The sequence below is a fragment of the Parahaliea maris genome (assembly GCF_008064665.1).
Lineage (GTDB): Bacteria > Pseudomonadota > Gammaproteobacteria > Pseudomonadales > Halieaceae > Parahaliea > Parahaliea maris.
The window spans coordinates 166,057-188,510 of the sequence record NZ_VRZA01000001.1 but is presented as its reverse complement, the minus strand read 5'-3'; the positions used below and the strand labels follow the sequence as shown (position 1 = coordinate 188,510).

At 63.5% G+C, this 22,454-nt stretch carries 19 protein-coding genes; 12 read left to right on the top strand and 7 right to left on the bottom strand.

The annotated features are described in order from the left end of the window. Positions 1 to 12 precede the first annotated feature (12 nt). Both FV139_RS00790 and FV139_RS00785 read left to right on the top strand, forming a co-directional pair. Positions 13 to 492 (top strand): VOC family protein, encoded by a 480-nt coding sequence (locus FV139_RS00790; RefSeq protein WP_148066344.1) that lies wholly within the window; start codon positions 13 to 15, stop codon positions 490 to 492. Next, complete coding sequence (locus FV139_RS00785) at positions 479 to 1,264, top strand: SDR family NAD(P)-dependent oxidoreductase (RefSeq protein WP_148066343.1); 786 nt, start codon at positions 479 to 481, stop codon at positions 1,262 to 1,264. Before FV139_RS00790 ends, FV139_RS00785 begins: the two co-directional genes overlap by 14 nt. A gap of 799 nt (positions 1,265 to 2,063) precedes the next feature. On the opposite strand, the gene FV139_RS00780 is transcribed toward FV139_RS00785, so the two are convergent. Next, entirely contained in the window at positions 2,064 to 2,783 is a 720-nt protein-coding gene (locus FV139_RS00780) for an anti-sigma factor family protein (protein WP_148066342.1), read from the bottom strand. 12 nt (positions 2,784 to 2,795) lie between these two features. Then, entirely contained in the window at positions 2,796 to 3,296 is a 501-nt protein-coding gene (locus FV139_RS00775) for an RNA polymerase sigma factor (RefSeq protein WP_148066341.1), read from the bottom strand. Between the two features lie 121 nt (positions 3,297 to 3,417). Here FV139_RS00775 and FV139_RS00770 point away from each other — a divergent pair, with 121 nt between their 5' ends. Then, positions 3,418 to 5,301 (top strand): S8 family serine peptidase, encoded by a 1,884-nt coding sequence (locus FV139_RS00770; RefSeq protein WP_148066340.1) that lies wholly within the window; start codon positions 3,418 to 3,420, stop codon positions 5,299 to 5,301. Here the strand turns inward: FV139_RS00770 and FV139_RS00765 are convergent. Further along, the gene (locus tag FV139_RS00765; RefSeq protein WP_148066339.1) at positions 5,285 to 6,205 is read right to left on the bottom strand and encodes a surface lipoprotein assembly modifier; all 921 of its coding nucleotides are present in this window, start codon (positions 6,203 to 6,205) and stop codon (positions 5,285 to 5,287) included. The genes FV139_RS00770 and FV139_RS00765 overlap by 17 nt on opposite strands. Before the next feature lie 134 nt (positions 6,206 to 6,339). On the opposite strand from FV139_RS00765, the gene FV139_RS00760 reads away from it, so the two are divergent. Continuing rightward, positions 6,340 to 7,104, top strand: a complete 765-nt coding sequence (locus FV139_RS00760; protein WP_148066338.1) for an alpha/beta hydrolase — start codon at positions 6,340 to 6,342, stop codon at positions 7,102 to 7,104. A 161-nt stretch (positions 7,105 to 7,265) separates the two neighbouring features. Here the strand turns inward: FV139_RS00760 and hutI are convergent, their stop codons facing one another. Beyond that, positions 7,266 to 8,504: an imidazolonepropionase gene (gene hutI / locus FV139_RS00755; protein WP_148066337.1), complete on the bottom strand. Its 1,239-nt coding sequence runs from the start codon at positions 8,502 to 8,504 to the stop codon at positions 7,266 to 7,268. Positions 8,505 to 8,604: 100 nt separating this feature from the next. Here hutI and hutC point away from each other — a divergent pair, with 100 nt between their 5' ends. From hutC to FV139_RS00735, 4 genes are all read left to right on the top strand, one after another. Next, positions 8,605 to 9,306, top strand: coding sequence for a histidine utilization repressor (gene hutC, locus FV139_RS00750; RefSeq protein WP_148066336.1), 702 nt, complete (start codon positions 8,605 to 8,607; stop codon positions 9,304 to 9,306). 20 nt (positions 9,307 to 9,326) lie between these two features. Beyond that, positions 9,327 to 11,009 (top strand): urocanate hydratase, encoded by a 1,683-nt coding sequence (gene hutU / locus FV139_RS00745; protein WP_148066335.1) that lies wholly within the window; start codon positions 9,327 to 9,329, stop codon positions 11,007 to 11,009. Further along, the gene (gene hutH / locus FV139_RS00740; protein ID WP_148066334.1) at positions 11,006 to 12,541 is read left to right on the top strand and encodes a histidine ammonia-lyase; all 1,536 of its coding nucleotides are present in this window, start codon (positions 11,006 to 11,008) and stop codon (positions 12,539 to 12,541) included. Before hutU ends, hutH begins: the two co-directional genes overlap by 4 nt. Before the next feature lie 272 nt (positions 12,542 to 12,813). Continuing rightward, entirely contained in the window at positions 12,814 to 13,392 is a 579-nt protein-coding gene (locus FV139_RS00735; RefSeq protein WP_148066333.1) for a superoxide dismutase, read from the top strand. Between the two features lie 519 nt (positions 13,393 to 13,911). Here the strand turns inward: FV139_RS00735 and FV139_RS00730 are convergent. Next, on the bottom strand, positions 13,912 to 14,838 hold the full coding sequence (locus FV139_RS00730; protein WP_148066332.1) for a M14 family metallopeptidase: 927 nt from the start codon (positions 14,836 to 14,838) through the stop codon (positions 13,912 to 13,914). Between the two features lie 481 nt (positions 14,839 to 15,319). Between FV139_RS00730 and FV139_RS00725 the strand changes: the two genes are divergently transcribed. Then, positions 15,320 to 16,591: an MDR family MFS transporter gene (locus FV139_RS00725; protein WP_148066331.1), complete on the top strand. Its 1,272-nt coding sequence runs from the start codon at positions 15,320 to 15,322 to the stop codon at positions 16,589 to 16,591. Between the two features lie 86 nt (positions 16,592 to 16,677). Continuing rightward, complete coding sequence (locus tag FV139_RS00720) at positions 16,678 to 17,157, top strand: YbhB/YbcL family Raf kinase inhibitor-like protein (protein ID WP_148066330.1); 480 nt, start codon at positions 16,678 to 16,680, stop codon at positions 17,155 to 17,157. Between the two features lie 195 nt (positions 17,158 to 17,352). Here the strand turns inward: FV139_RS00720 and FV139_RS00715 are convergent, their stop codons facing one another. Next, positions 17,353 to 18,573 carry an acyl-CoA dehydrogenase family protein gene (locus tag FV139_RS00715; protein WP_148066329.1) on the bottom strand — a complete coding sequence of 407 codons (1,221 nt, stop codon included), beginning with the start codon at positions 18,571 to 18,573 and terminating at the stop codon, positions 17,353 to 17,355. 125 nt (positions 18,574 to 18,698) lie between these two features. Here FV139_RS00715 and FV139_RS00710 point away from each other — a divergent pair, with 125 nt between their 5' ends. Then, positions 18,699 to 19,595 (top strand): LysR family transcriptional regulator, encoded by an 897-nt coding sequence (locus FV139_RS00710; RefSeq protein ID WP_148066328.1) that lies wholly within the window; start codon positions 18,699 to 18,701, stop codon positions 19,593 to 19,595. A 5-nt stretch (positions 19,596 to 19,600) separates the two neighbouring features. On the opposite strand, the gene FV139_RS00705 is transcribed toward FV139_RS00710, so the two are convergent. Beyond that, entirely contained in the window at positions 19,601 to 21,205 is a 1,605-nt protein-coding gene (locus FV139_RS00705) for a sodium:solute symporter (RefSeq protein ID WP_148066327.1), read from the bottom strand. Positions 21,206 to 21,350: 145 nt separating this feature from the next. On the opposite strand from FV139_RS00705, the gene FV139_RS00700 reads away from it, so the two are divergent. Beyond that, on the top strand, positions 21,351 to 22,454 hold the full coding sequence (locus FV139_RS00700) for an efflux RND transporter periplasmic adaptor subunit (RefSeq protein WP_148066326.1): 1,104 nt from the start codon (positions 21,351 to 21,353) through the stop codon (positions 22,452 to 22,454).

The window sequence follows — 22,454 nt, the reverse complement described above, 5'->3', positions numbered from 1 at the left end:
AGGAGAATAACAATGACCGATGACCTGCAAGCCAGCCTGGATCTCGGACCCATGGACCAGGTGGGCTTTGTGTTTCACGACGTGAAAGCCGCGATCGAACGCTACCAGCCCATTTTCGGCCCGTTCAGCTATCACGAGTTTGACGCCTACGAATACAACTATCGGGGTGAAGCCGAGCCCTGCCGGCTGATTATTGCCTTTGGCCGCAGCGGAGAGCTGGAAATCGAGTTCATCCAGTGGGTGTCCGGGGGCTCCCCGCACAAGGAATTCCTCGATGCCGGTCGCGAGGGCATGCACCACGTCCGTTTCAAAGTGGATGCACTGGAGCCGAAGGTGGCTGCGGCACAAGCCCTGGGATACCGGCCGATCTGGCATACCCGGTTCGCCGAGGGGCTGGCGGTGGCTTACATGGAGCGCGAGGGCGATCCGCTGATCATCGAACTGTTCGAAGACCGACACAACGGCGAGGTGGTTCCCGATGGAATTCAGTGAACGCTATGGCCCCCTGGCGATCGTCACCGGGGCGTCTTCCGGGATCGGGGTCGGCTTCGCCGAGGAGCTGGCAGCGAGAGGGCTCGACCTGCTGCTGGTCGCGCGGCGGCAATCGCGCCTCGAAACCCTCGCCGAGCGGCTGCGCGCCGACCATGGCGTTGCCGTTGATGTGCTGGTGGCGGATCTCTCCCTGCCCCAGGCCATCGATAACCTGGCCCAGCGCGTGGCGGGCAGGAATCCCGGGTTGCTGGTGAGCAACGCGGGCTTCGGCCTCAAGGGTGCCCACGAGGCAAACGACCCGGTGGTCATGGCCGAGATGGTGCAGCTCAACTGCCAGGCCCCGCTGCAGCTCACCCACCGCCTGATTCCCTCCCTGCGGCAGCGGGGGCACGGCGGCATCGTGATTACCAGTTCGGTGGAGGGCCTGATTGGAGTCCCTTACTCCGCTGCCTACGCCGCTTCCAAGGCATTCACCAACAGCCTGGCCGAAGGCCTGTGGGGTGAGCTGTCACCTGCCGGTATCGACGTGCTGGCGCTCTGTCCCGGCAGTACCGACACTGAGGCCCACGAAAAGCAGGGCATCGACCGCAGCACGCTGAGCGGCATGATGCACCCACGCGACGTGGCCCGGGACGCCCTCGATCACCTCGCCGACGGCCCTGTGCGGGTGTGCGGTGAACAGAACCGCGCCATGTTCGATGGCCTGCTGGCCCTGCCCCGCCGGGAGGCATTACTGGCCATGGCCGACAATATCCGCAAGGCGCTGCTTTAGGCCCGGCTACCTGGGTGCACTGCTCCACGACGGCTTCACCCCTTATGTCCTGAAAAATATTTCCTCGCCGGGGGAATAAGTTCGCGTTCAGGTCCGTCAAGTGAATGAAAGTGGGGTGAAACCGCTTTGAGTGCAGGAGTGCCGAGCTGATTTGGGTACAGCCTTCCGATCAGAACGGAGGGGTGGAGCCGGCACATCCTGCCTCACTTCCAGAACGCCCGCCGTGACTGCTTCTGCAGTTGCGGCACCCGTCAGTGAGCTGTAAGGGCGAAACTGGCAACGGGACACAGGACCGGGGACCGCTAGCCCTCCGGGCCTGGACTCCAGAGCCTGCCGTCTACATGGGGCGGCAGGCTCTGCCACTCTCTTCTCCCTATCTCATTTCTAATCTTCCTGGTTTGTGTACTGATTGGTTTAAATCTGAACCTTCAGAGTCTTCAGGTGGGCGGTTTCCATCCTGATGGCGCGGTCGACCCGCGCGCTCGGTACCCGGAGCCCTTCCGGGACACGCCGTGAACCCGTCCATGGGGGCTCCTCAGCGGCATCCTTGCCGCTGAAGGTCCCGGAAGGGCCCCGCGCACCGCGCACGCTCCGCTGGCGGGCATCTCCATCTTGCAACTTCGATCAGGCTGATGAACTGGAAATTCGCGCCCGGGCTACGAAGCACGTACGTTCGGAATTTATCGCTTTCGTTGAAACAAGGTTTGGGGAGAACCTGCTGGCCCGTCTGCGAACGATTGTCAACGAGAGGAGGCGTGGAAGAGGGGGCTGACCCAATGGCCAGCCCCAGGAGGCTCAATCAGCGCCAGGCGCTGTCGATCAGCTCGGCTTCCTCGGCGGCGCTGAGGGGGATGTCGGTAGCGTTGCGATTGATAAAGTCGGAAATGGCGTCGACGTCATGGGCGCCGGCGGGCAGGTATTGATTGCCGCTGTCCAGTTCCGCCGGTTCGGCGACCTGGATTTCCGTCTGCCAGCCACCGTCAGTGCGGCAGGCTACACCGCGCCACTGCTGGTCGGCCTGCTGCAGCTGGTATTCACGGCACCAGCGTCCGTCAGTGCCGGCAAAGCTCAGTACCGGGCGCAGGTTGCTGCCGTCGGCCAGTGAAGACCACTGATCCGCGCTGGAGGGGGTGCTTTCCAGAGCCTGGGCTACCAGGTCTGCGTGCTCGCCACCGTGCTCGGCAACCTGCCACTGGGGTGCCAGTACCAGGCCAACCGATGCCACCAGCGAAGCGGCCAGGGCAAATCCCACGGCGGCGCGGCCGCGGCGGGAGGGGAAGGGGATGACTCGGCCAGTCTGGGCCACGGGTGCCAGCAACGCGGCAATCTGCGGAGGTACCGTATCGCTGCCCGGTTGATTTGCCAGGGCCTGAAGCTCCTCGTCCACGCGCCGCAGACGCTGCAGTTCGGCCGCCAGGCGAGGCTCCTGGGCCAGCCGGCGTTCCAGCGCACTCACATCCCCGGCGGAGAGTTCACCGTCGAGGTATTGCGAGAGTAGTTCCAGATCCTGAGTGGTCATATGCGTTCCGGGTCAATCGTTGTCGGCCAAATCCATACTGCTTGCCAGCTGCTTGCGGGCCCTGGCGATCCTGCTCATGATGGTGCCTACCGGCACCTCGAGGATCTCCGCGGCTTCGGCGTAGCTCTTGCCGTCTACCGCGACCAGGGTCAGCGCCAGGCGCTGGTCTGTGGGCAATTGCTCCAGGGCTTCACCCACTTCGCTTACCTGCCGTTCCTGGCTGGCAACCTGCTCGGCAGAGGGGGAGCTTTCGGGCTCCTCCGCCTGCTCGGGATACCGCTGCCGTACATCGCGTGAGCGCAACTCGTCGATCCAGGCGTTCTTGCACACGCGATACGCCCACTTTGCGGGGTGGGCGTCCTCGGGCATCCCTTTCTCGAGAACCTTTTCCACGGTGGCCTGCAAGAGATCGTCCGCATCGGCTTGACTCCCGGTGAGAGAAAAGCAGAATCTCTTCAGTCCACTCAGCTCCGCGAGTAAAGCCTCTCGCTGAGAGCTGTTGAGTGATGGCATAATATCCCTGTTATGGCCTTGACGTGTTGGCGGGGGATTTTATTCCATATACTGGAATATATCTTGTGCTGATTCGTTTTTCGTATAGGCCCATCCTATCTATTCCCCAGCAGGTGCCGCTATGCCTGACGCCAAGATTGCCCCCCTCGAGCAGCACACCGATGCCCTGGTGCAGTTGGTCCTGCGCCTGTGCCGGGCCAGTAGCCTGGCATTGGCCTTCTCAGCCTTGATTCTGTCCACGTCTGTACCCGTGAACGCCAACACGGGCTGCTGCTTCCTCGGCGGGGATGAGGTGGAGGAGGCCGTCGAGGAGGAGATCGAGGAAGAAGTGGCCGACCAGGTCGAGGACGAGACCGAAGACACCGTGGAAGACACGGTGGAGGACACCGTCGAGGAGACCATCGAAGACAATATCGAGCAGGAGATCGAAGCCAATATCGAGGATGACGTCCAGGCCAGCGTGGAGGAGTCCATCGAGGCCGGTGTCGAGGATTCCGTTGAATCGGGTGTTGAGAGCGCCGTCGAAGACAGTGTCGAGCAGGTGGTGGAATCCGGGGTCGAGGATGCCGTCGAATCCAGCGTTGAAGGCGCGGTGGAGGAATCCGTGGAGCAGGTGGTGGAAACCACCGTCGAGGACTCTGTTGAGGGCTCGGTAGAGGACAGCGTCGAGCAGGTTGTCGAGAACTCGGTGGAGGATTCGGTCGAGTCCGATGTCGAGGACAGCGTGGAAGTCGCGGTGGAAGACAGTGTCGAGGACGCCGTGGAAGCGGGCGTCGAAGACAGCGTCGAGGTAGCTGTCGAGTCCCAGGTGGAGCAGCGGGTTGAGTCCAGCGTCGAAGGTAGTGTGGAAGAGGAAGTGGCCACAACCATCGAGGATCGCCTCGAGAGCGAAATCGACGAAATCCTGGACGAGATCGAGAACAAGTTCGAGGTGAACGAAGACCGGATCCAGACCGCCCAGTGGCTGGTGATGGCCGAGCCCGAAGCCTTCGAGGAGCTGGCCGACAAGGGCTACCTGTTCGACAACGTGACCGACCTGCCGGGCATGGGCCTGCGGCTGGCGGAAGTGGCCGCGCCGTCAACCTTCGAGATTTCCGAGGTCCGCCAGGGCGTGGTCGACGTGGTGGGCTCGGGCCGTGCCGACGTGGACCTCAACCACTTTTATACCGCCGGCTCTCCCATCGAACACACTGTGGAGGGTATTCCCCCCCGCAACGCAGTGCCGTTCCCTGCCGATGTGGATGAACTCGACCTGCGTATTGGCATGATCGACAGCCAGGTCGATACCAGCCACCCGGCCCTGACCCATTCCCGGATCGAGGCCCAGTCTTTCGTGCGCTCGGGGGCCGATCTGCCGGCGTTCCACGGCACGGCGATCGCCTCCATCATTGCCGCCAGTGGCAGCGACTACCAGGGCCTGGCGCCCCATGCCGAACTGTTTGCAGCCGGTGTCTTCGAGGAAGACAAAGAGCGCGGAGAGGTGGCATCCACCGTAAGCCTGGTGCGGGCGCTGGACTGGCTGGTGACGGCGGGGGTGGATGTGGTCAACATCAGCCTGGCGGGGCCCCCTAACCGCCTGCTCGAAACCGCGTTGAATCGAGCCTCCGAGCGCGGGGTGCTGATTCTGGCCGCGGCCGGTAACGGTGGCCCGGTGGCCAAACCGATGTATCCCGCGGCCTATCCTTCGGTGGTGGCGGTGACGGCGGTCGATACCGCCGGGCGGGCGTTCCGCCTCGCCAACCGGGGTGATTATCTGGATATCGCCGCACCGGGCGTGGGGATGCTGCATGCCCGTGCCGGTGGCGGCTACGCCACCTCTTCCGGCACCTCCTTCGCGGTGCCGTTTGCCACCACGGCGGCAGCACGCTTGCGCCAGTTGCAGCCCGGGGTGAACGTGCTGGATAGCCTGTATCGCAGCGCCGAGGACCTCGGCCCTCCCGGCCGCGATGACATCTACGGTTACGGCCTGCTGAGGCCGCTGCCGGTCATCACCAGCGGTAGATAAACCGGCTGCCGACGATATTCTGGGTGTAATCGGCGGGGGCGTAGTTGGATTCGAAGTTGCCGTAGCCGGCGTAGAACAGTACGGCAGCCTTGGTCATCAAGGGCACCTCCAGGTCCAGTTGCACGCGGTGACGCCGGTCTGAGCGCTCCTCTTCGATACTCGGTGTGTCCGCAAGATAGTCCCGGTGCTCGTAGCGCCATGCCAGTTCCAGTTTCACCGACCTTTTTGCCAGATCAAAGCGATGGATGTAGCGCAGCTTGATGGCGTGCGATCGGTAATCGTAGGGGTCGCCCTCGGCGTCCTCGTCGCGGAAACGGTAGCCCAGGTTGAAGTAGCTGCGCAGCCCCCGGCGAAAGAAGTACAGGTCGCCCTCGGCTGCCTGGGTGGTGGCGTCTCGCTCATCGCTCTGGGCCAGGTTCTTTTCGGACCAGACATAGGCTCCCCGGCCGAACCACTTTTTGCCCAGGAAGCCCGAAACAGAGGGTGAAACCCGGCTGAGGTCCAGGAAGCTGTTACCGTCCAGCAGCGACTTGATATAAAACCCGGTCAGGCCGAGATCCGCACCCGGTATCTCCCGGGTCAGGTTGCCGCCGAGAATGTGGGTCTGGCGGTTCACTTCCGTGAAGTCGTGGTAGATATTCTGGTTGAAGTCGTAGGACAGGCCCACGTCGGTTTTATCCGACAGTGCTTTCTTCACAGCCAGTTCGAGGTCGAGAGTCGCGGCGTAGTCACTTTCGTTACTGCTGGCATCGAGTTCGTCGACAGCCACGTTGCTGTCATACTCTGCACCAAAACCGGCCTCTGCCGAATATTCAGCAGGGCGGCTGGTATTTTTATCGTCCGCCTGGGCGAAATGACAGCACGCGAGCGCCAGGAGGACGCCCGAGCCGGAGGGCCATCGCATTCGGGGGAAATCCTTGAATTCGAGTTGGGGCAGAAGCGAAAGACTAACCAAGTGTGGTGGTGGCCTCAAGCACTGTGTGCTTTTGTGGTGCACCATGTCACACCTGCGCGCAAGCATACGTGAAAAGGCATGTTATGACTAAAGAAACTGAGCTTGAACTTGCAGGTCCCGGAGGGCGCCGCCTGGCCTGCCTGCACCTGCCGGGAACCGGCCCCGGGGTGCTGTTCTGTGCCGGCTTCAATTCCGACATGATGGGCCTCAAGGCCCAGGCGCTGGCGGGCTGGTGCGCAGCCCGCGGCCAGCAGTTCACCCGCTTTGATTACAGCGGCCACGGGGACTCTTCCGGCGAGTTTGCCGAGGGCACTATTGGTGCCTGGTTCGAAGATACCCTGGCAGTACTGGACTCGGTCACCCGGGGGCCCCAGGTGCTGGTGGGCTCTTCCATGGGAGGCTGGCTGTCGTTACTGACCGCCCTGGCACGGCCGACGCGGGTAGTGGGGCTGCTGGGCATTGCGCCGGCACCAGACTTTACCGCCCGCCTCTATCGGGATCGGCTCAGTGATGCCCAGCGCGAGCAACTGGCGCGACAGGGCTACTGCCAGCTGCCATCGGAGTATGGAGATGAACCCTACACCATCAGCCGGACGCTGATTGAGGAAGCACAGCAGCACTTCCTGCTGGAGCGGGAAATTGACCTGGACATACCCGTTCTCCTGTTACAGGGGCAGCGGGACGAGGCAGTACCGTGGACTTTGGCCCTGGATCTGATGGCGAAGATCCGCAGCCCGGAGGTGGAAGTGCAACTGGTGAAGAATGGCGACCACCGGCTGTCGGAGCCGGAGGATCTGGAGCGGATGTTCGGTGCCCTGCAGGTACTGCTTGGGCGAGCCTCCAACTGAGCCCTCCACGGCGGACTCAGGGTTTTGTCGACACTCCCGCGCTGATCAGGCGTTTTCCCTCCAACCACTCGGTCCGCCCCCGAGGTCTTTGCATTCCTTGTGGCTCAAAATACTTCTGAATATCCCATTCGGCATGCTTTCGGGTGGTCCGTCACAGAAAGTCAGGGGCGTGTGTCGCCCGTGCCATGGTACGTTCCTGCGACAAATCGTTCTTCTGGCCGGTGGTAATTCACCGCATAGCTCAGTGCGGCGGGGGTATCGATATCCCATAGCAGGATGTCGGCGCGTTGCCCTGCCAGCAACTGGCCGCGATCGGAGAGACCCAGTGCCCGCGCCGCGTGCACGGTGGCGCCTTGCAGCGCTTCCTCGGGGCTGAGCCGGAACAGGACGCAGGCCTGGTTCATGGCTCCCAGCAGGGAGGCCATGGGCGAGGTGCCGGGGTTGAGATCGGTTGCCACCGCCATGGGAATGCCGGCTTCCCGCAGGGCGGCAAAGGGAGGCAGTTGCTGTTCCCGCAGGAAGTAAAAGGCGCCCGGCAGTATGACCGCGACGGTGCCGCTCTCGGCCAGCGCGGGTACATCCTCCGGCGCCAGGTACTCCAGGTGGTCCACCGATAGGGCGCCGTACCGGGCCGCGAGGCGTGCACCCTTCAGGTCGCTGAGCTGTTCGACGTGGGCTTTGATCGGCAGGTCCAGTTCGACGGCTCGCTGGAACACCCGTTCGCACTGCTGCGGCGTAAAGCCCACCCCTTCACAAAACACGTCGACGGCGTCGGCCAGCCCCTGGCGGGCTACCTCGGGCAACCACTCGCTGCACAGGGTATCGATGTAGGTGTCGGCGCCGCGTTCGCTGAACTCCGGGGCCAGGGCGTGGGCGCCGAGGAAGGTAGTACGCACGGAGACGGGCATTGTTTCTCCCAGCTTACGCGCCACGCGCAACATCTTCAGCTCGTCTGCCAGGGTCAGCCCATAACCCGATTTGATCTCGATGGTGGTCACGCCTTCCTCCACCAACCGTGCCAGGCGTGTGCGGGCGCTAGCCAGCAGGTCCGCTTCGCTGGCCTCCCGGGTGGCGTGCACGGTACTGAGGATGCCGCCGCCGGCACGGGCGATGTCTTCGTAGCTGGCGCCGAGCAGGCGCTGTTCGAATTCCGCTGCCCGGCTGCCGCCAAAGACCAGGTGGGTGTGGCAGTCCACCAGCCCCGGGGTGGCCCAGCGTCCCCGGCCGTCGAGGTGGTGACGCGGAGCAAGGTCCGGCAGGTCCGCCTCCGTGCCGGCGTAAAGGATGCGATCCCCTGCCAGGGCCATGGCGCCGGCGGTGATGGTGCCGTAGGGCTCACCGTCCGGCAGCAGGGTGGCCAGGCGCAGGTTGGTGATCAGCCAGTCGCACTGTTGGGTCATCGGTTCCTCCGGGTGTCATTTACCGCGTTATTTTAGTTTGTATATACAACCATAGACAAGTTAAACTCACAGGCCAATCAGGCAACAGACGCAATCGCCCATGTCGATTCCCCAGTACGCGCGTATCAAGACCGCCCTGCGCGAGCGCATTGAGCGGGGCGAGTTGAACCCCGGTGATCGGGTGCCCTCGGAAAACCAGCTGGTGGCGGAATTTGCGGTCAGCCGCATGACCGCGCGTCGGGCGCTGCTGGAACTGGCTGACGAGGGCCTGTTGCAGCGGACCCAGGGACTGGGCAGCTTCGTGGCCGACCTGCGGCCGGTGAGTTCGGTGACCCAGATTCGCAACATTGCCGAGGAGATCCGCCAACGTGGCCACCGGCACAGCTGCCGGGTGCTGGGACTGTCGGAGCTTACCGCCCCCCCGGCCCTGGCGGCACAGATGGGGCTGGCCGCGGGGGAGCCGCTGTTCCACAGCGTGCTGGTGCACTTCGAGAATGACTGCCCGTTGCAGTGGGAGAGCCGGCACGTGGCCGCGCAACTGGCTCCGCTCTACCTGCAGCAGGACTTTACCGGGGTCACGCCCAGCGCCTATCTGTCGGAGGTTGCCCCCCTCGCAGAGGCCGACCAGACCGTCGAGGCCGTATTACCGGAGGCCGAGGTCGCTGCCGCCCTCGATATGTCGCCGGGGCAGCCCTGCCTGAAAGTGACCCGGCGTACCTTTTCCCACCGGGGAGTGGTCTCCCTGGCCGAATTGCTGCACCCCGGCGACCGCTATCGCCTGGGATCACACATTGACGCTTGAAGACAAGTTTGAGGACAACCATGAACCGTAACGACCCCCACCGCGTGATCAAGGCGCCCACCGGCACAACCCTTCAGGCCCGTAGCTGGCTGACCGAAGCTCCCCTGCGGATGCTGATGAACAACCTCGACCCGGACGTGGCTGAGCACCCCGCCAGCCTGGTGGTGTATGGGGGCATTGGCCGGGCGGCCCGGGACTGGGACTGCTACGACCGTATCGTCGAGGTACTCAAGCGTCTCGGCGACGACGAGACCCTGTTGATCCAGAGCGGCAAGCCGGTGGGTGTATTCCCCACCCACGCCGACGCGCCCCGGGTCCTGCTGGCCAACTCCAACCTGGTGCCCCACTGGGCCAACTGGGAACACTTCAACGAACTCGACCGCAAGGGCCTGATGATGTACGGCCAGATGACCGCCGGTTCGTGGATCTACATCGGCTCCCAGGGCATTGTGCAGGGTACTTACGAGACTTTTGCCGCAGTGGCCCGCCAGCACTTTGACGGCCAGGCCAGGGGGCGCTGGATCCTCACCGGCGGCCTCGGCGGCATGGGTGGTGCCCAGCCACTGGCGGCGACCATGGCCGGCTTCTGCATGCTGGCCGTGGAAGTGGACGAGAGCCGCATCGACTTCCGCCTGCGCACTGGGTACGTGGACAAAAAAGCCACCGACCTCGATGAGGCCCTGGCCATGATCGAGGCCGCGAAAGCCGACGGCGAGGCCATTTCTGTTGGCCTGCTGGGCAACGCCGCCGAGGTCTTCCCGGCGCTGGTGGAGCGCGGTATCACCCCCGACGTGGTCACCGACCAGACCAGCGCCCACGACCCCCTGAACGGTTACCTGCCTATGGGCTGGAGCATGGCGCAGGCCGCTGAGCAGCGCGAGCTGGACCCCGCCGCTGTGGTGAAGGCGGCCAAACAATCCATGGCCGTGCAGGTGCAGGCCATGCTGGACCTGCAGGCCGCCGGCGCTGCCACCCTGGACTACGGAAACAACATCCGCCAGATGGCACTGGAGGAGGGCGTTACCAACGCCTTCGATTTCCCGGGTTTTGTGCCCGCCTACATTCGTCCGCTGTTCTGCGAGGGCATCGGTCCCTTCCGCTGGGTGGCCCTGAGCGGCGACCCCGAGGATATCTACCGCACTGACGCCAAGGTGAAGGAGCTGATTCCCGACAACCCCCAGCTGCACAACTGGCTGGACATGGCCCGTGAGCGCATTCACTTCCAGGGACTGCCGGCCCGGATCTGCTGGGTGGGGCTGGAAGACCGTGCCCGCCTGGGGCTGGCTTTCAACGAGATGGTGCGCAACGGCGAACTGAAAGCGCCGGTGGTCATCGGCCGCGACCACCTCGACTCCGGCTCAGTGGCCTCACCCAACCGCGAGACCGAGGCCATGCAGGATGGCTCCGACGCGGTGTCCGACTGGCCCCTGCTCAACGCCCTGCTCAACACGGCCGGGGGGGCTACCTGGGTGAGCCTGCACCACGGCGGCGGCGTGGGCATGGGCTTCAGCCAGCACTCCGGCGTGGTGATCGTGTGTGACGGCAGCGAGGCCGCCGCCAAACGTGTCGGGCGAGTCCTGCATAACGATCCGGCTACCGGTGTCATGCGCCACGCCGATGCCGGCTACGACATCGCCCTGGACTGCGCCCGTCGCAACCATCTGGACCTCCCTATGATGACCGGGAAAGGAGCTGAGGCATGAGCGCGTACGCCCTCACCATCCACCCCGGTGAACTGACCCTGGAGCAGCTGCGCCGGGTCAATCGCTCTCCCGTGATCCTGAGCCTGGACAGCACCTGCCACACCGCCATCGACGCGGCGGCGGCAACTGTGGCGCGGGTGCTGGAAGAGGGCCGGGTGGTCTACGGCATCAACACCGGTTTCGGCCTGCTGGCCAATACCCGCATCCAGCCGGATGAACTGGAAGAACTGCAGCGCAGCATCGTACTGTCCCACGCCGCCGGTATCGGCAGTTTCATGGACGAGAGCACCGTGCGCCTGATGATGGTGCTCAAGATCAACAGCCTGGCCCGGGGTTTCTCCGGCATCCGCCGTGAGGTGATCGAGAAACTGATTACCCTGGTGAATGCCGAAGTCTATCCCGCCGTGCCCCGCAAGGGCTCGGTAGGCGCCTCTGGTGACCTGGCGCCACTGGCTCATATGAGCGCTGTGCTGCTGGGTGAAGGCGAGGCGTTGTATCGCGGCGAACGAATCAGCGCGCCCCGGGCCCTGGAAATCGCCGGCCTGGATCCGGTACAGCTGGCCCCCAAAGAAGGCCTGGCCCTGCTCAACGGCACTCAGGCCAGTACCGCCTTCGCCCTGCAGGGCCTGTTTGCCGCGGAAACGGCGCTGAAGAGTGCCACGGTGATCGGCGCCATGGCAGTGGAGGCGGCCCAGGGTTCCCGCACGCCCTTTGACGAGCGCATTCACGCCATTCGCGGGCACCGCACCCAGCAGGACATGGCGGCCTGCTACCGGGCCCTGCTGCTCGACGACAGCGAGATTGGCCGCTCCCACGAGGACTGCGAAAAAGTGCAGGACCCGTATTCCCTGCGCTGCCAGCCCCAGGTCATGGGTGCCTGCCTGCAGCAGATCCGCTTCGCCGCGCAGACCCTGCTGGACGAGGCCAATGGTGTTTCCGATAACCCGCTGGTATTCAGTGACAGCGGTGACATCCTCTCCGGCGGCAACTTCCACGCCGAACCGGTGGCCATGGCCGCCGACATGCTGGCCATAGCCCTGGCCGAGATCGGCTCCCTGTCCGAGCGCCGCATGGCCCTGCTCATCGACTCCTCCCTCAGCGGGCTGCCGCCCTTCCTGGTGGAAAACGGCGGCGTGAACTCCGGTTTCATGATCGCCCAGGTAACCTCCGCTGCCCTCGCCAGCGAGAACAAGACTCTGGCCCATCCGGCGTCCATCGACTCCCTGCCGACCTCAGCCAACCAGGAAGACCACGTGTCCATGGCGACCTTCGCCGGCCGCCGCCTGGCGGATATCTTCGAGAACGTGGCCGGTATCCTGGCGGTGGAATGGCTGGCCGCGGCCCAGGGCCTGGACTTCCGTCGGCCCCTGACGGCCAGCGAGCCGCTGGAGGGTGCCCATGCCCTGCTGCGCGGGGCGGTGCCTTTCTACGACAAGGACCGCTACTTTGCGCCGGACATCGCTGCGGCAACGGCCCTGATTGCGGCCGGTGAGCTCGCCGCCGGCCTGGATGAGACCTTGCTGGGCTTCTGATTCCGGCTCTGGCCACCCGGTCCTGGAGGGGGAGATTTGAACCCCCGGGCCGGGGTTGGCATCCTGTGTGCTTGCGCCATTAGTCAGGCGTTCTGACTCGCCAGAGTGCACCGACCTGGTGCAATCTGCGTGATCGCGCGAAAAATTGGGCGTACTGATGCGTTCCCGGGCACCCAATGTGTCCCAATCGTCATCTACTTTCCGTTATAGTACGCCCCCGCTGACCGCACCCTTTCCGGGTCTGCCAACGACAACACAGGAGTTACTTTTCCATGGCCATCACCCTTCCCGAACTGCCCTACGCAATGAATGCTCTGGAGCCCCACATCTCCCAGGAGACTCTGGAGTTTCACTACGGCAAGCACCACGCCACCTATGTCGACAAGCTGGGCCCCCTGATCGAGGGCACTGATCTGCAGGACGCTGACCTGGAAACCATCGTCAAGAAGTCCAGCGGCGGCGTGTTCAACAACGCGGCCCAGGTCTGGAATCACACGTTCTACTGGAACTGCCTGAGCCCCAACGGCGGCGGCGAAGCGACCGGTGCGGTGGCAGAGAAGATCACCGCTGCTTTTGGCTCTTTCGAGAAGTTCAAGGAAGAGTTCACTGCCAGCGCCATCGGCAATTTCGGTTCCGGCTGGACCTGGCTGGTAGAAAACAGCGACGGCTCTGTGGCCATCGTTAACACCAGCAATGCTGAAACCCCGCTCACCGGCGACGCCAAGCCGCTGCTGACGGTGGATGTATGGGAGCACGCCTATTACATCGACTACCGCAACGCACGCCCCAAGTACATGGACGCCTTCTGGGCGTTGGTCAACTGGGACTACGTGAACGCCAATCTGGCGTAAGCATCTGCAGTGATAGCTGAGTGGCGTGAGCTGCTCGGTGAGTAAAGAGGGCCCCCGACTGGAGAGATCTGGTCGGGGGCTTTTTTCAGGGTTACGAGAACGGTCCTTCTATCCTGCCTCGGGAGTGCAATAGCCGCGCGCGCAGTACCCGCAGCCCTTCCGGGACACGCCGTGAACCCGTCCATGGGGGCTCCTCAGCCGGGGCGCCGGACCGTGCCATCCATGCCGCTGAAGGTCCCGGAAGGGCTACGGCCACTGCGCGCGCTCCGCCGGAGGTACACTCTGGCTCCCGACTCTGTACTTTGTGAGCCAGATTCCCGCGCTGCAGGAGGGTGTGAGCTGTGGGTGCGCCTCCCCGGACCGTCAGCGGCCATGGACGGCCGCTGTCGAGCGAGCCATGGATGGCAGTGTTCTAGCGTGTCCGGGGAGGCGTGCGCACAGATCACGCCCGGCCTACGGAGTGTCTGACTGTAATGTACCCACGCGATCAGGCTCAGTGTTTCTTATGTCCCTCTCGGCTCAGTTGCCAGATTCCTTCAGCGCAAAATCCAGCGCCCCGGTCACCGCCGCCACCTGCGCCAGAATGCAGTTCTCCGCGTCCACCAGCGGACTGTCGGGATAGACTTCGGTGGTAGTGCGATAGGGCGCGTCGGTCAGGCCCATGCACAGGCCGAGCTCCCGGGCGGCATAGTTGATCACGCCGTGCTGCTCCAGCGGTTCGCCGATCAGTCGGCCACCGGCATCCGCAGGGGCGATGTGGGTTACCTGTCCCACCGTGTCGATCACCGCCTTCTGGAACGCCGGGGCGGGGCAGGCCGATTCGCCGACCAGGTAGAAACCATCGGGAATGTCCCAGATACCCTGGTCGATCCCGTCCCGCGCCGACAGGGCCGGCCGGAACTCACTGTTGTCCGTGTCCGTTGTCTCGTGCAGGTCGATGTGTACCAGGAACTCGCAGGCCATTTGCTCCAGCAACTGTATGACCGCTGCGGCTTCCGCTGACGGACTGTCGGCGCGGAAGGAGCGGTTGGGGTCCACCGCTTCCGGGTTCCAGCGGTTGATGGTTTCGTAACCCCAGGGGCTGATGGCCGGCAACACCAGCAGGTTCAGCCGGTCCGTGTAACGGCTGGCCTCTGTGGAGAGGAATCGCAGTGCGCCCTGCACACCACTGGTTTCATAGCCGTGTACCCCGCCTGTCACCAGCGCGTTGGGCTTCGTCGGGTCCCATTCTTCGCTGCGTACGGCAAACAGCGGGTAGCGCTCTGGATCGATGGGCAGGGCGCCGTATTGTTCGATCGTGAAACCAGCCGGCAGGTCCTGCAGACGGGTGAGGACCTCCTCGGCAAAGGAACGCTGGACCACTTGCTGGTCAAGCCAGGCTTTTTTTTCCGCCTCGCCCCAGGGTTGGCCGGGGGTGCCGATGGGGTAAGTCTCTGTGCTGTGCATTGCGTTTTCTCCGGGCCCGGAGTGCGGGCGGTGAATGTGTGCGGATGGTACTACGTCGGCCGTCATTCAGCCCGTGCAATGAAAAAAATCCTGAAACGGGAATAGTTGGCTCAGCTTTCAATTGCCAGATTCTGGTTTCGGGTTATTCTGTTCATTCTGGACAAAGAATATTTTCAGGTCGTTCCATGAACCGCATTCAACACACACAGAGCTATTGTCGCTGGCAGCATTCGCTGTCGGCCGGCCTGTGCTGTTGCGCGTTCACTGTGAGCGTGGACGGTACCACCGCGGTGCGTAAACAGACGATGCGCCCGGTCGGCATTAAAGCGCCCATGAACACCTGACCCAAGCTCAAAGCGAAGGAAGGTGTTACGCCTTCCCTCTTTTCACACCAGAAAACCCGGAAGGCAAACCTTCCGGGTTTTTGCGTTATGGGGCCCCGGAAAAACAACAAACGCCATTCGACAGGGAGGATACAACGATGAAATGGCAAGCGTGGCGGCAATTACGGGAGTTCCCGCCACTGGTGTGGATAATCCTGGTTGGCAGCTTCTTCGGGCGCGGTACCTATTTCATGGTGTGGCCGTTCCTGGCGATCCTGCTCTACGAGAAATTCGCCCTGGGCGCGGCCCAGATCGGCCTGATCCTCAGTGCCTCGGCGGTCGGTGCAGCGGTGTTGGGCTTTTATGTCGGGGCGCTGTCGGACCGGCACGGCCGGCGCAGCATCATGCTCGCGGGTACCGGCATCAACGCGCTGGCCTTCGCGGTACTGGCGGTGGCGGAGAGCCTGCCGGCCTTTGTCGCCGCCATGAGCCTGTGCTCCGTCGGTAGAGCGATCTGGGAACCACCTTCAAGCGCATTGATAGGCGACCTGCTGAAGGAGCGGCGGGCGCGGGAGCTGGCGCTCCAGTTGCGCTATTTTCTGGTCAATGCCGGTGCGGCCATGGGGCCGATTGTCGGTGTCTGGGCGGGGCTGAGTGCCCAGCAGTCCACCTTTGGCCTGACCGCGTTCAGCTACCTGCTGCTCAACCTGGCAATCATCTGGGCCTTCGCTCACACCGCCAGCGGAAGAGTGGCGCGGCAGCGGCGCGACAGCAACGCCTCCTTTCGCGGAACGCTGCAGGTGCTGCGCCAGGACCACAAGTTCATGGTGGTCATTCTCGCCAATGTGCTGGCCCTGTTCATCTATGCACAGATGGACTCCAGCCTGGTGCAGTACCTGACGCGGGTTGAGGCCCCGAACCTGGTGGCGCTGATCTCCAGCCTGATCCTGGTGAATGCATTGACGGTGATCACGCTGCAGTTTCCGCTGCTGTCGCTGATGTCCGGGATGCCCGCCAACCAGCGCATCATCATCGGGCTGGTGATCCTGGCGGCAGGACAGTTGTGGGTTGCCCTCAATCCGGTCGACTTCATCCTGGGCTGGCTCGGTGCCACTTTCGTGGTGAGCGTTGCGGAAGCGATCCTGTTTCCGACAATGAGCGTGCAGATCGACCAGATGGCGCCAGATCACCTTCGGGGCAGCTACTTCGGTGCTTCCTCGTTTTACTCGCTGGGCTGGTCGCTGGCCCCGCTCGCGGGGGGGATTGTGATCGAACTGTGGAGTGGCTCCATCCTGTTCGGCGCCATGTTCCTGCTCTGTGGCCTGGTATGGCTGCTGTATCGCTATGCCGAGGGCCTGAGCCGGCCGGACTGGAGTGAGATCGAGCAAGGTGACCGCACACCGATAGCCAGCGCGACCGCCGAGTCGTAGCAAATCCGCCTCCCGGCGTGGTCGGGAGGCGCTTTCCTCTGCTAGTCTTTTGGCTACCGATTCCAACAGCCAGCAGAGGTATTCCCATGGGCTTCGCTCTTTCCGACATCCAGATCACCAGCAGCGCTTTTGAACCCGGCGGCGCCATCCCAGGCAAGTACACCGGCGAGGGCCCGGACGTATCGCCGGCACTGAGCTGGAATAACATTCCAGGCGGCACAAAATCCTTCGCGGTGTTCTGCCACGACCCGGATGCCCCCCTGATCAAGCCCCGTGGCGTGTACGGTTTCGTGCACTGGGTGCTTTACAATCTGCCTGCCTCGGTGACCGAGCTGCCGGAGGACTGCAGCGAGTACACCTCGGGGGTCAATGATTTCGGCAGCACCGGATACGGCGGCCCGATGCCCCCTCCCGGCCACGGCACCCACCTCTATTACTTCTGGATCGTGGCCCTGGACGCGGAGCTGAACCTGCCGGAGGGACTTGAATTGTGGGACTTCCTCGCGAAGGTAGAGCCCCACGTCCTGGGCATCAACCGGCTGGTGGGCAGCTACCAGCGGAATTAGGGCCCACGCGGGGCGCGCTACACCAGTTGCGCGGAGTGCGCCCCATCCACCAGCAGTACGCTGCCGTTCACGAACGAACCCGCGTCGCTGGCCAGCAGTAGCACCGGCCCGGTTAACTCTTCCACTTTCCCGAGCCGCCCGGCGGGGAGAATTGCTTGATCGGGTTCACAGGTCGCAACCTCCCTTTTACGCTGTTCAGCTGGTGTAGGCCTTGATGATCTGCTTGCCCAGCGCCATCTGGTGGACCTGGTCGGGGCCGTCCGCCTGGCGGCACCAGCGCGCGTAGTTGAAGGCTTCGGCCATGCAGTAATCCTCGGTGAGGCCGCCGGCGCCGTGCATCTGCATACAGCGATCGATAACCGTCTGGATCATGATCGGCACGCTGATCTTGCTGGCGGCAATCAGGTCCATGGCCCCTTTGGCGCCTACCTCGTCCATGCGCTTGCAGGTTTTCAGCACCAGCAGGCGTGCCATTTCGATTTCCGCGAAGCTCTTGGCGATATCTTCCCGAACGGACTGGTGGGTGCTCAACTCGCGGCCGAAGGTGGTGCGCGAAGTGACCCGCTCGCAGGCCAGTTCCAGGGAACGCTGGGCGGCGCCAATCAGGCGCATGCAGTGGTGGATGCGGCCCGGGCCGAGGCGGCCCTGGGCGATTTCGAAGCCGCGGCCCTCACCCAGGAGCAGGTTCTCCTTCGGCACGCGCACGTTGTTGAAGCGCAGTTCCGCATGGCCGATGGGGGCGTCGTCATAACCCAGGGTGGTCAGCGGACGCACGATTTCCAGCCCCTCGGTACCCTTGGGTACCAGGATCTGGCTTTGCTGCAGGTGGCGGCTGGCGTTATCCGGGTCGGACTTGCCCATCACGATGAAAATCTTGCAGCGCTCGTACATGGCGCCGGTGATAAACCACTTACGGCCGTTCAGCACGTAGTCGTCGCCGTCGCGCTCGATGCGCAGTTCGATATTGGTGGCGTCGGATGAGGCCACCTGGGGTTCGGTCATGGCGTAGGAAGAGCGTATTTCACCGGCCAGCAGGGGCTTCAACCACTGTTCCTGCTGCTCGGCATTGCCGTACTTCATGAACACTTCCATGTTGCCGGTATCCGGGGCGTTGCAGTTGAACACCTCCGGACTCCACAGCACCCGGCCCATCTGCTCCGCCAGCGGAGCGTAGTCGAAGTTGGACAGGCCGTCGTGGTCGGCGAACTCCGCCAGTGACGGGGGGATGAACAGGTTCCACAGACCGGCCTCACGGGCCTTGGCCTTGAGCTCGTCCATCAGCGGCAGGGCGGAAAAACGGGAGGGTGCGGCCGCCAGCTGCTGGTGGTAGTTCTCCTCGTTGGGGTAGATGTGGGTGGTCATGAAGTCGGCCAGTTGGGCCTGGTACTGCCGGGACTGCTCGCTGAACTCAAACATGCTCGATTCTCGCGGTGGATACATGGGGATACAGCTTAGCGGCAAATCAGTGTATTAAGATAATTTATTATGATTATGGGTTAATATTAAAAATATGAATTGTCTAGCCCACGGGAAATGCCGTTGTGCGCCTTGATCAGGTCGACCTCAATCTTTTCGTGCTGTTTGATGCCCTCTATCAGGAGCGCAATGTGACCCGGGTAGCCCAGCAACTCAACCTGACCCAGCCCGCCGTCAGTAACGCATTGGGGCGTCTCCGGCAGTCCTTTGATGATCCCCTTTTTATTCGCACCCCGGACGGCATGCAACCCACTCCCGTGGCCGACAGCATTGTCGCTGACGTGCGCGAGGCCCTGTCCCTGTTGCGCCGCAGCGTGGGAGTGACGGCAAGGTTCGATCCCGCTATTTCTGAAAAAACCTTTCGCCTGGGTATGAACGATCTGGCGGAATCCCTGTTGTTGCCGTCACTGCAGGCCAGGCTGGCGGAAACGGCACCGGGCGTAGCGGTGGCCAGTTACTACGTGGACAGGGCGACGGCGGCTGAGGAACTGAAAGCCGGGCGCTCTGACCTGCTGCTCGATGCGCCGGTATTCAACGCCCGGGAGTTGCAGCAGCTACCACTGGCCCGACTGCCCTACGTGGTGGCGATGCGGCGAGGCCACCCGCTGGCGCGGCGAAAACTGACCGAAAAGGCCTATCTCGCGGCAGAGCATCTGCACGTATCCAGCCGTCGGCGGGGAAGAGGGCAGGTGGATATCGCCCTGCACAGCCTGGGATTGCGCCGCCGGGTTGCCATGCGGGTGCAGAACTACCTGGTGGCAGCGCGGATCGCCCAGCAGACCGACCTGTTGTGGACCATGCCCGGCGTGCTGCTGCCCCTGCTGGACCTCGTTTCGCGGCCCGTTCCCTTTGCCGTGGCGCCGCTGGAATGGAATCTGTTCTGGCACAACAACGCTGATAACGATCCCGCCAACCGCTGGATGCGGGATTGTCTTGCCGAGCAGGTGCAGCAACTGTTGTAGGGTTTTCAGGCCAGGGCAAGGAGGCCGAACAGCGCCACAAACCACAGCAGCAGTACAATGCTGCGCCAGCGCCAGTTGAGGTTCGAGGCCTGCGCCAGGACCTTGAGCGGATGTGGCTGTGGCAATGCTTCGGGTGCTTTCGAGGTGCTCTCACTGAAGAGCAGGCCGAACGCAAAGCTCACCCCGAAACCAATGACGTTCCACCACAGCCAGGACACCCCGGGCGCGTAGAGCCACAGGCCGGCATTGCCGCCAATGCCCAGCACCAGCCCGATACAGGCGCCGCGGCCGCTGGCCCGGGTGGTGAGGATACCCAGCGCGAACACCGCGAGGATGGGGCCGTTGGCCAGGGAGCCAATTTTATTGATGGCCTCCAGCACTGTGGGGGCGATGTCGCCCACGTAGAAGGACATGACCAGGGTCAGTACGCCCCAGGCCACGGTAATCAGCCGGGAAATGAGCAGTTCCCGGGCCGCGCCCGGCGGGGTGCGGGCAAAGCGCAGGACAAAGTCCTCCATGGTGGTGGCACTCAGTGAGTTGAGCACAGAGTCCAGCGATGACATGGCCGCTGCGAACAGGGCTACCAGGCCCAGGCCCACCAAACCCGGAGGCAGGGTGTCGATCATGTAGCGCGGCACCGCCAGGTTGTACTGCGGCTCTCCCTCGTGCAGCGGCAGGCTGGGTACAAAGCCCGCGTGCTGGCTGGCGTAGACGGCGATGCCGATACCGACCAAGCAGTACAGCGCCACCAGTGGAAAGCGCAGAATCCCGTTGATCAGTAGCGCCCGGTTGGTGGTGTCGATATCGCGGGTACTGAGCAGGCGCTGGACCTGGCTCTGGTCGCAGCCGTAATACGCGAGGTAGAGGAACAGGCCGCCAAACAGCATTGGCCAGAAGGCGAAGGTCTCGCCGTCGCCAAGGCCGTGGTGACTGAAATCCAGGGCCTGGCGGCGGGCGGGTTCCACTGCGTCCAGCAGGCCACTGATGCCGCCATACTCCGCTGCGAGCAGGAACAGTAACAGCACCAGCACCGCCACCAGGATCAGCATCTGGATAACGTCGCTGTAAATCACCCCACGGATGCCACCGAGCACGTCGTACACGACGGTGAACACGCCCAGCAGCACCACCGACCAGAAAAACCCGATGCCGAGAATGAGGTCGATGACAATCGCGATGCTGAACACGGTTACCGCGGTGGCGAAGGCACGCACAAACTGGAACAGGGCCGACAGCAGCAGCCGGGTGCGCAGGTCGAAGCGACCCTCCAGGTAGGCGTACACCGAAACCAGGTTCAACTGCCGGAACAGCGGCATCACCGCAAGGATCAGCACCACCATGGCCAGCGGGACGGCCAGTTCATATTGCAGCCACACCAGCCCGCCACCGGCGGCGAAGGCCACGAAGGCGGGGGCGCCGAGGATACTGTTGGTGGAGCACTGTGTCGCCATGACCGAAATGGCCACCGGCCAGGCACCTATCTGCCGGCCGCCCACATAGTAGTCACTGCGATCGCGCTGGCGCCGGGCCAGCCACAGGGCGAACAGCACCAGGAACACCAGGTAAACGCCGATCACCAGCCAGTCCAGCGGTGACAGTGAAGGGTTCATCGATGCCGCTCGCTTTTCTCCATGACTCCGATGGTAGGGAGGTCATCCATGAAATGCCAGTTGCACTGCATGGCGCGGTCATCGACTGTCCTATATTCTGCGTATCTGATAGTTATTTTCATTTAGCCAGGGATTGACCTACTTCGTGCGACGCCTTTTCTGTATCCAGAGTTTTTGCCTGTCCATGATCGTTATTCCCGCGCTGTTCGCCGCGGGGGCGCGGGCCCAGTCCGGCGTGCCGGTGACGGTAACCGCGGTGCGGGAGATGCCGATTTTGCAGCAGGTGCCCCTGACCGGGACGGTCATGGCACAGCGCAGTGCCCGCCTGTCTACTGCGACCAGTGGCCTGGTGAAGGCGTTGCAGGTGGACGCCGGGGTGCAGGTGGAGGCGGGCGACGTCCTGCTGGAGCTCGATCCCGAACTGGCCAGGCTGCAACTGGATAGCGCTGAAGCGCGAGCGCGGCAGGCGGACAATGCCCTGGCTGATGCCCGGCGCCGTCTCAAGGAGGCCCAGGAGCTCATTCCCCAGCGCAGCATTGCCGAGACCGTGGTTCGCGACCTGGAGTCCGAGGTACAGCAGGATCTGGCCGCCCGGGAGCAGGCCCTGGCGGACGCCGCCTACCAGCGCGCCGTATTGGCCCGGCATACCCTGAAAGCGCCCTTTGCCGGTGTGGTCAGCGCCAAGCTGACGGAACTGGGCGAGTGGGTCACACCGGGGCAGGCGGTATTTGACCTGGTGGCCACCGACAGCATCCGCATGGACTTTCCCGTCGCTGAGGATTACCTGGCGGCGATCCGTGATGGGGGCAAGGTCTATTACTCCCCCACCGCGAGCCCCGGGCAACGATTTATTGGTGAAGTGGAAAACGTGGTGCCGGTGACGGATCCCGGCGCGCGCACCTTCCTGCTACGGGTACTGCCCGTAGAGCGCAATCCATTATTGCTGCCCGGTATGTCGGTGAGTGCCGTGCTGCAGCTGCCCACCGGACGCGAGGGCCTGGTGGTGCCGCGCGATGCCACCCTGCGCTACCCCGATGGCCGCACCGTGGTGTGGACGGTCACCCGCGGCGGCGATGGTGCCATCGCCAGGGAGAACCTGGTCCAGACCGGTCTCCAGTTTGACGGTATGGTTGAGATACGCAGTGGGTTGTCTGGTGGTGAGCAAGTGGTAACGCAAGGCAACGAGGCACTGCAGATGGGCCAGTCGGTCGTTGTGCGACAGGGATCGACGTCACCGGGAGGTCGGTAG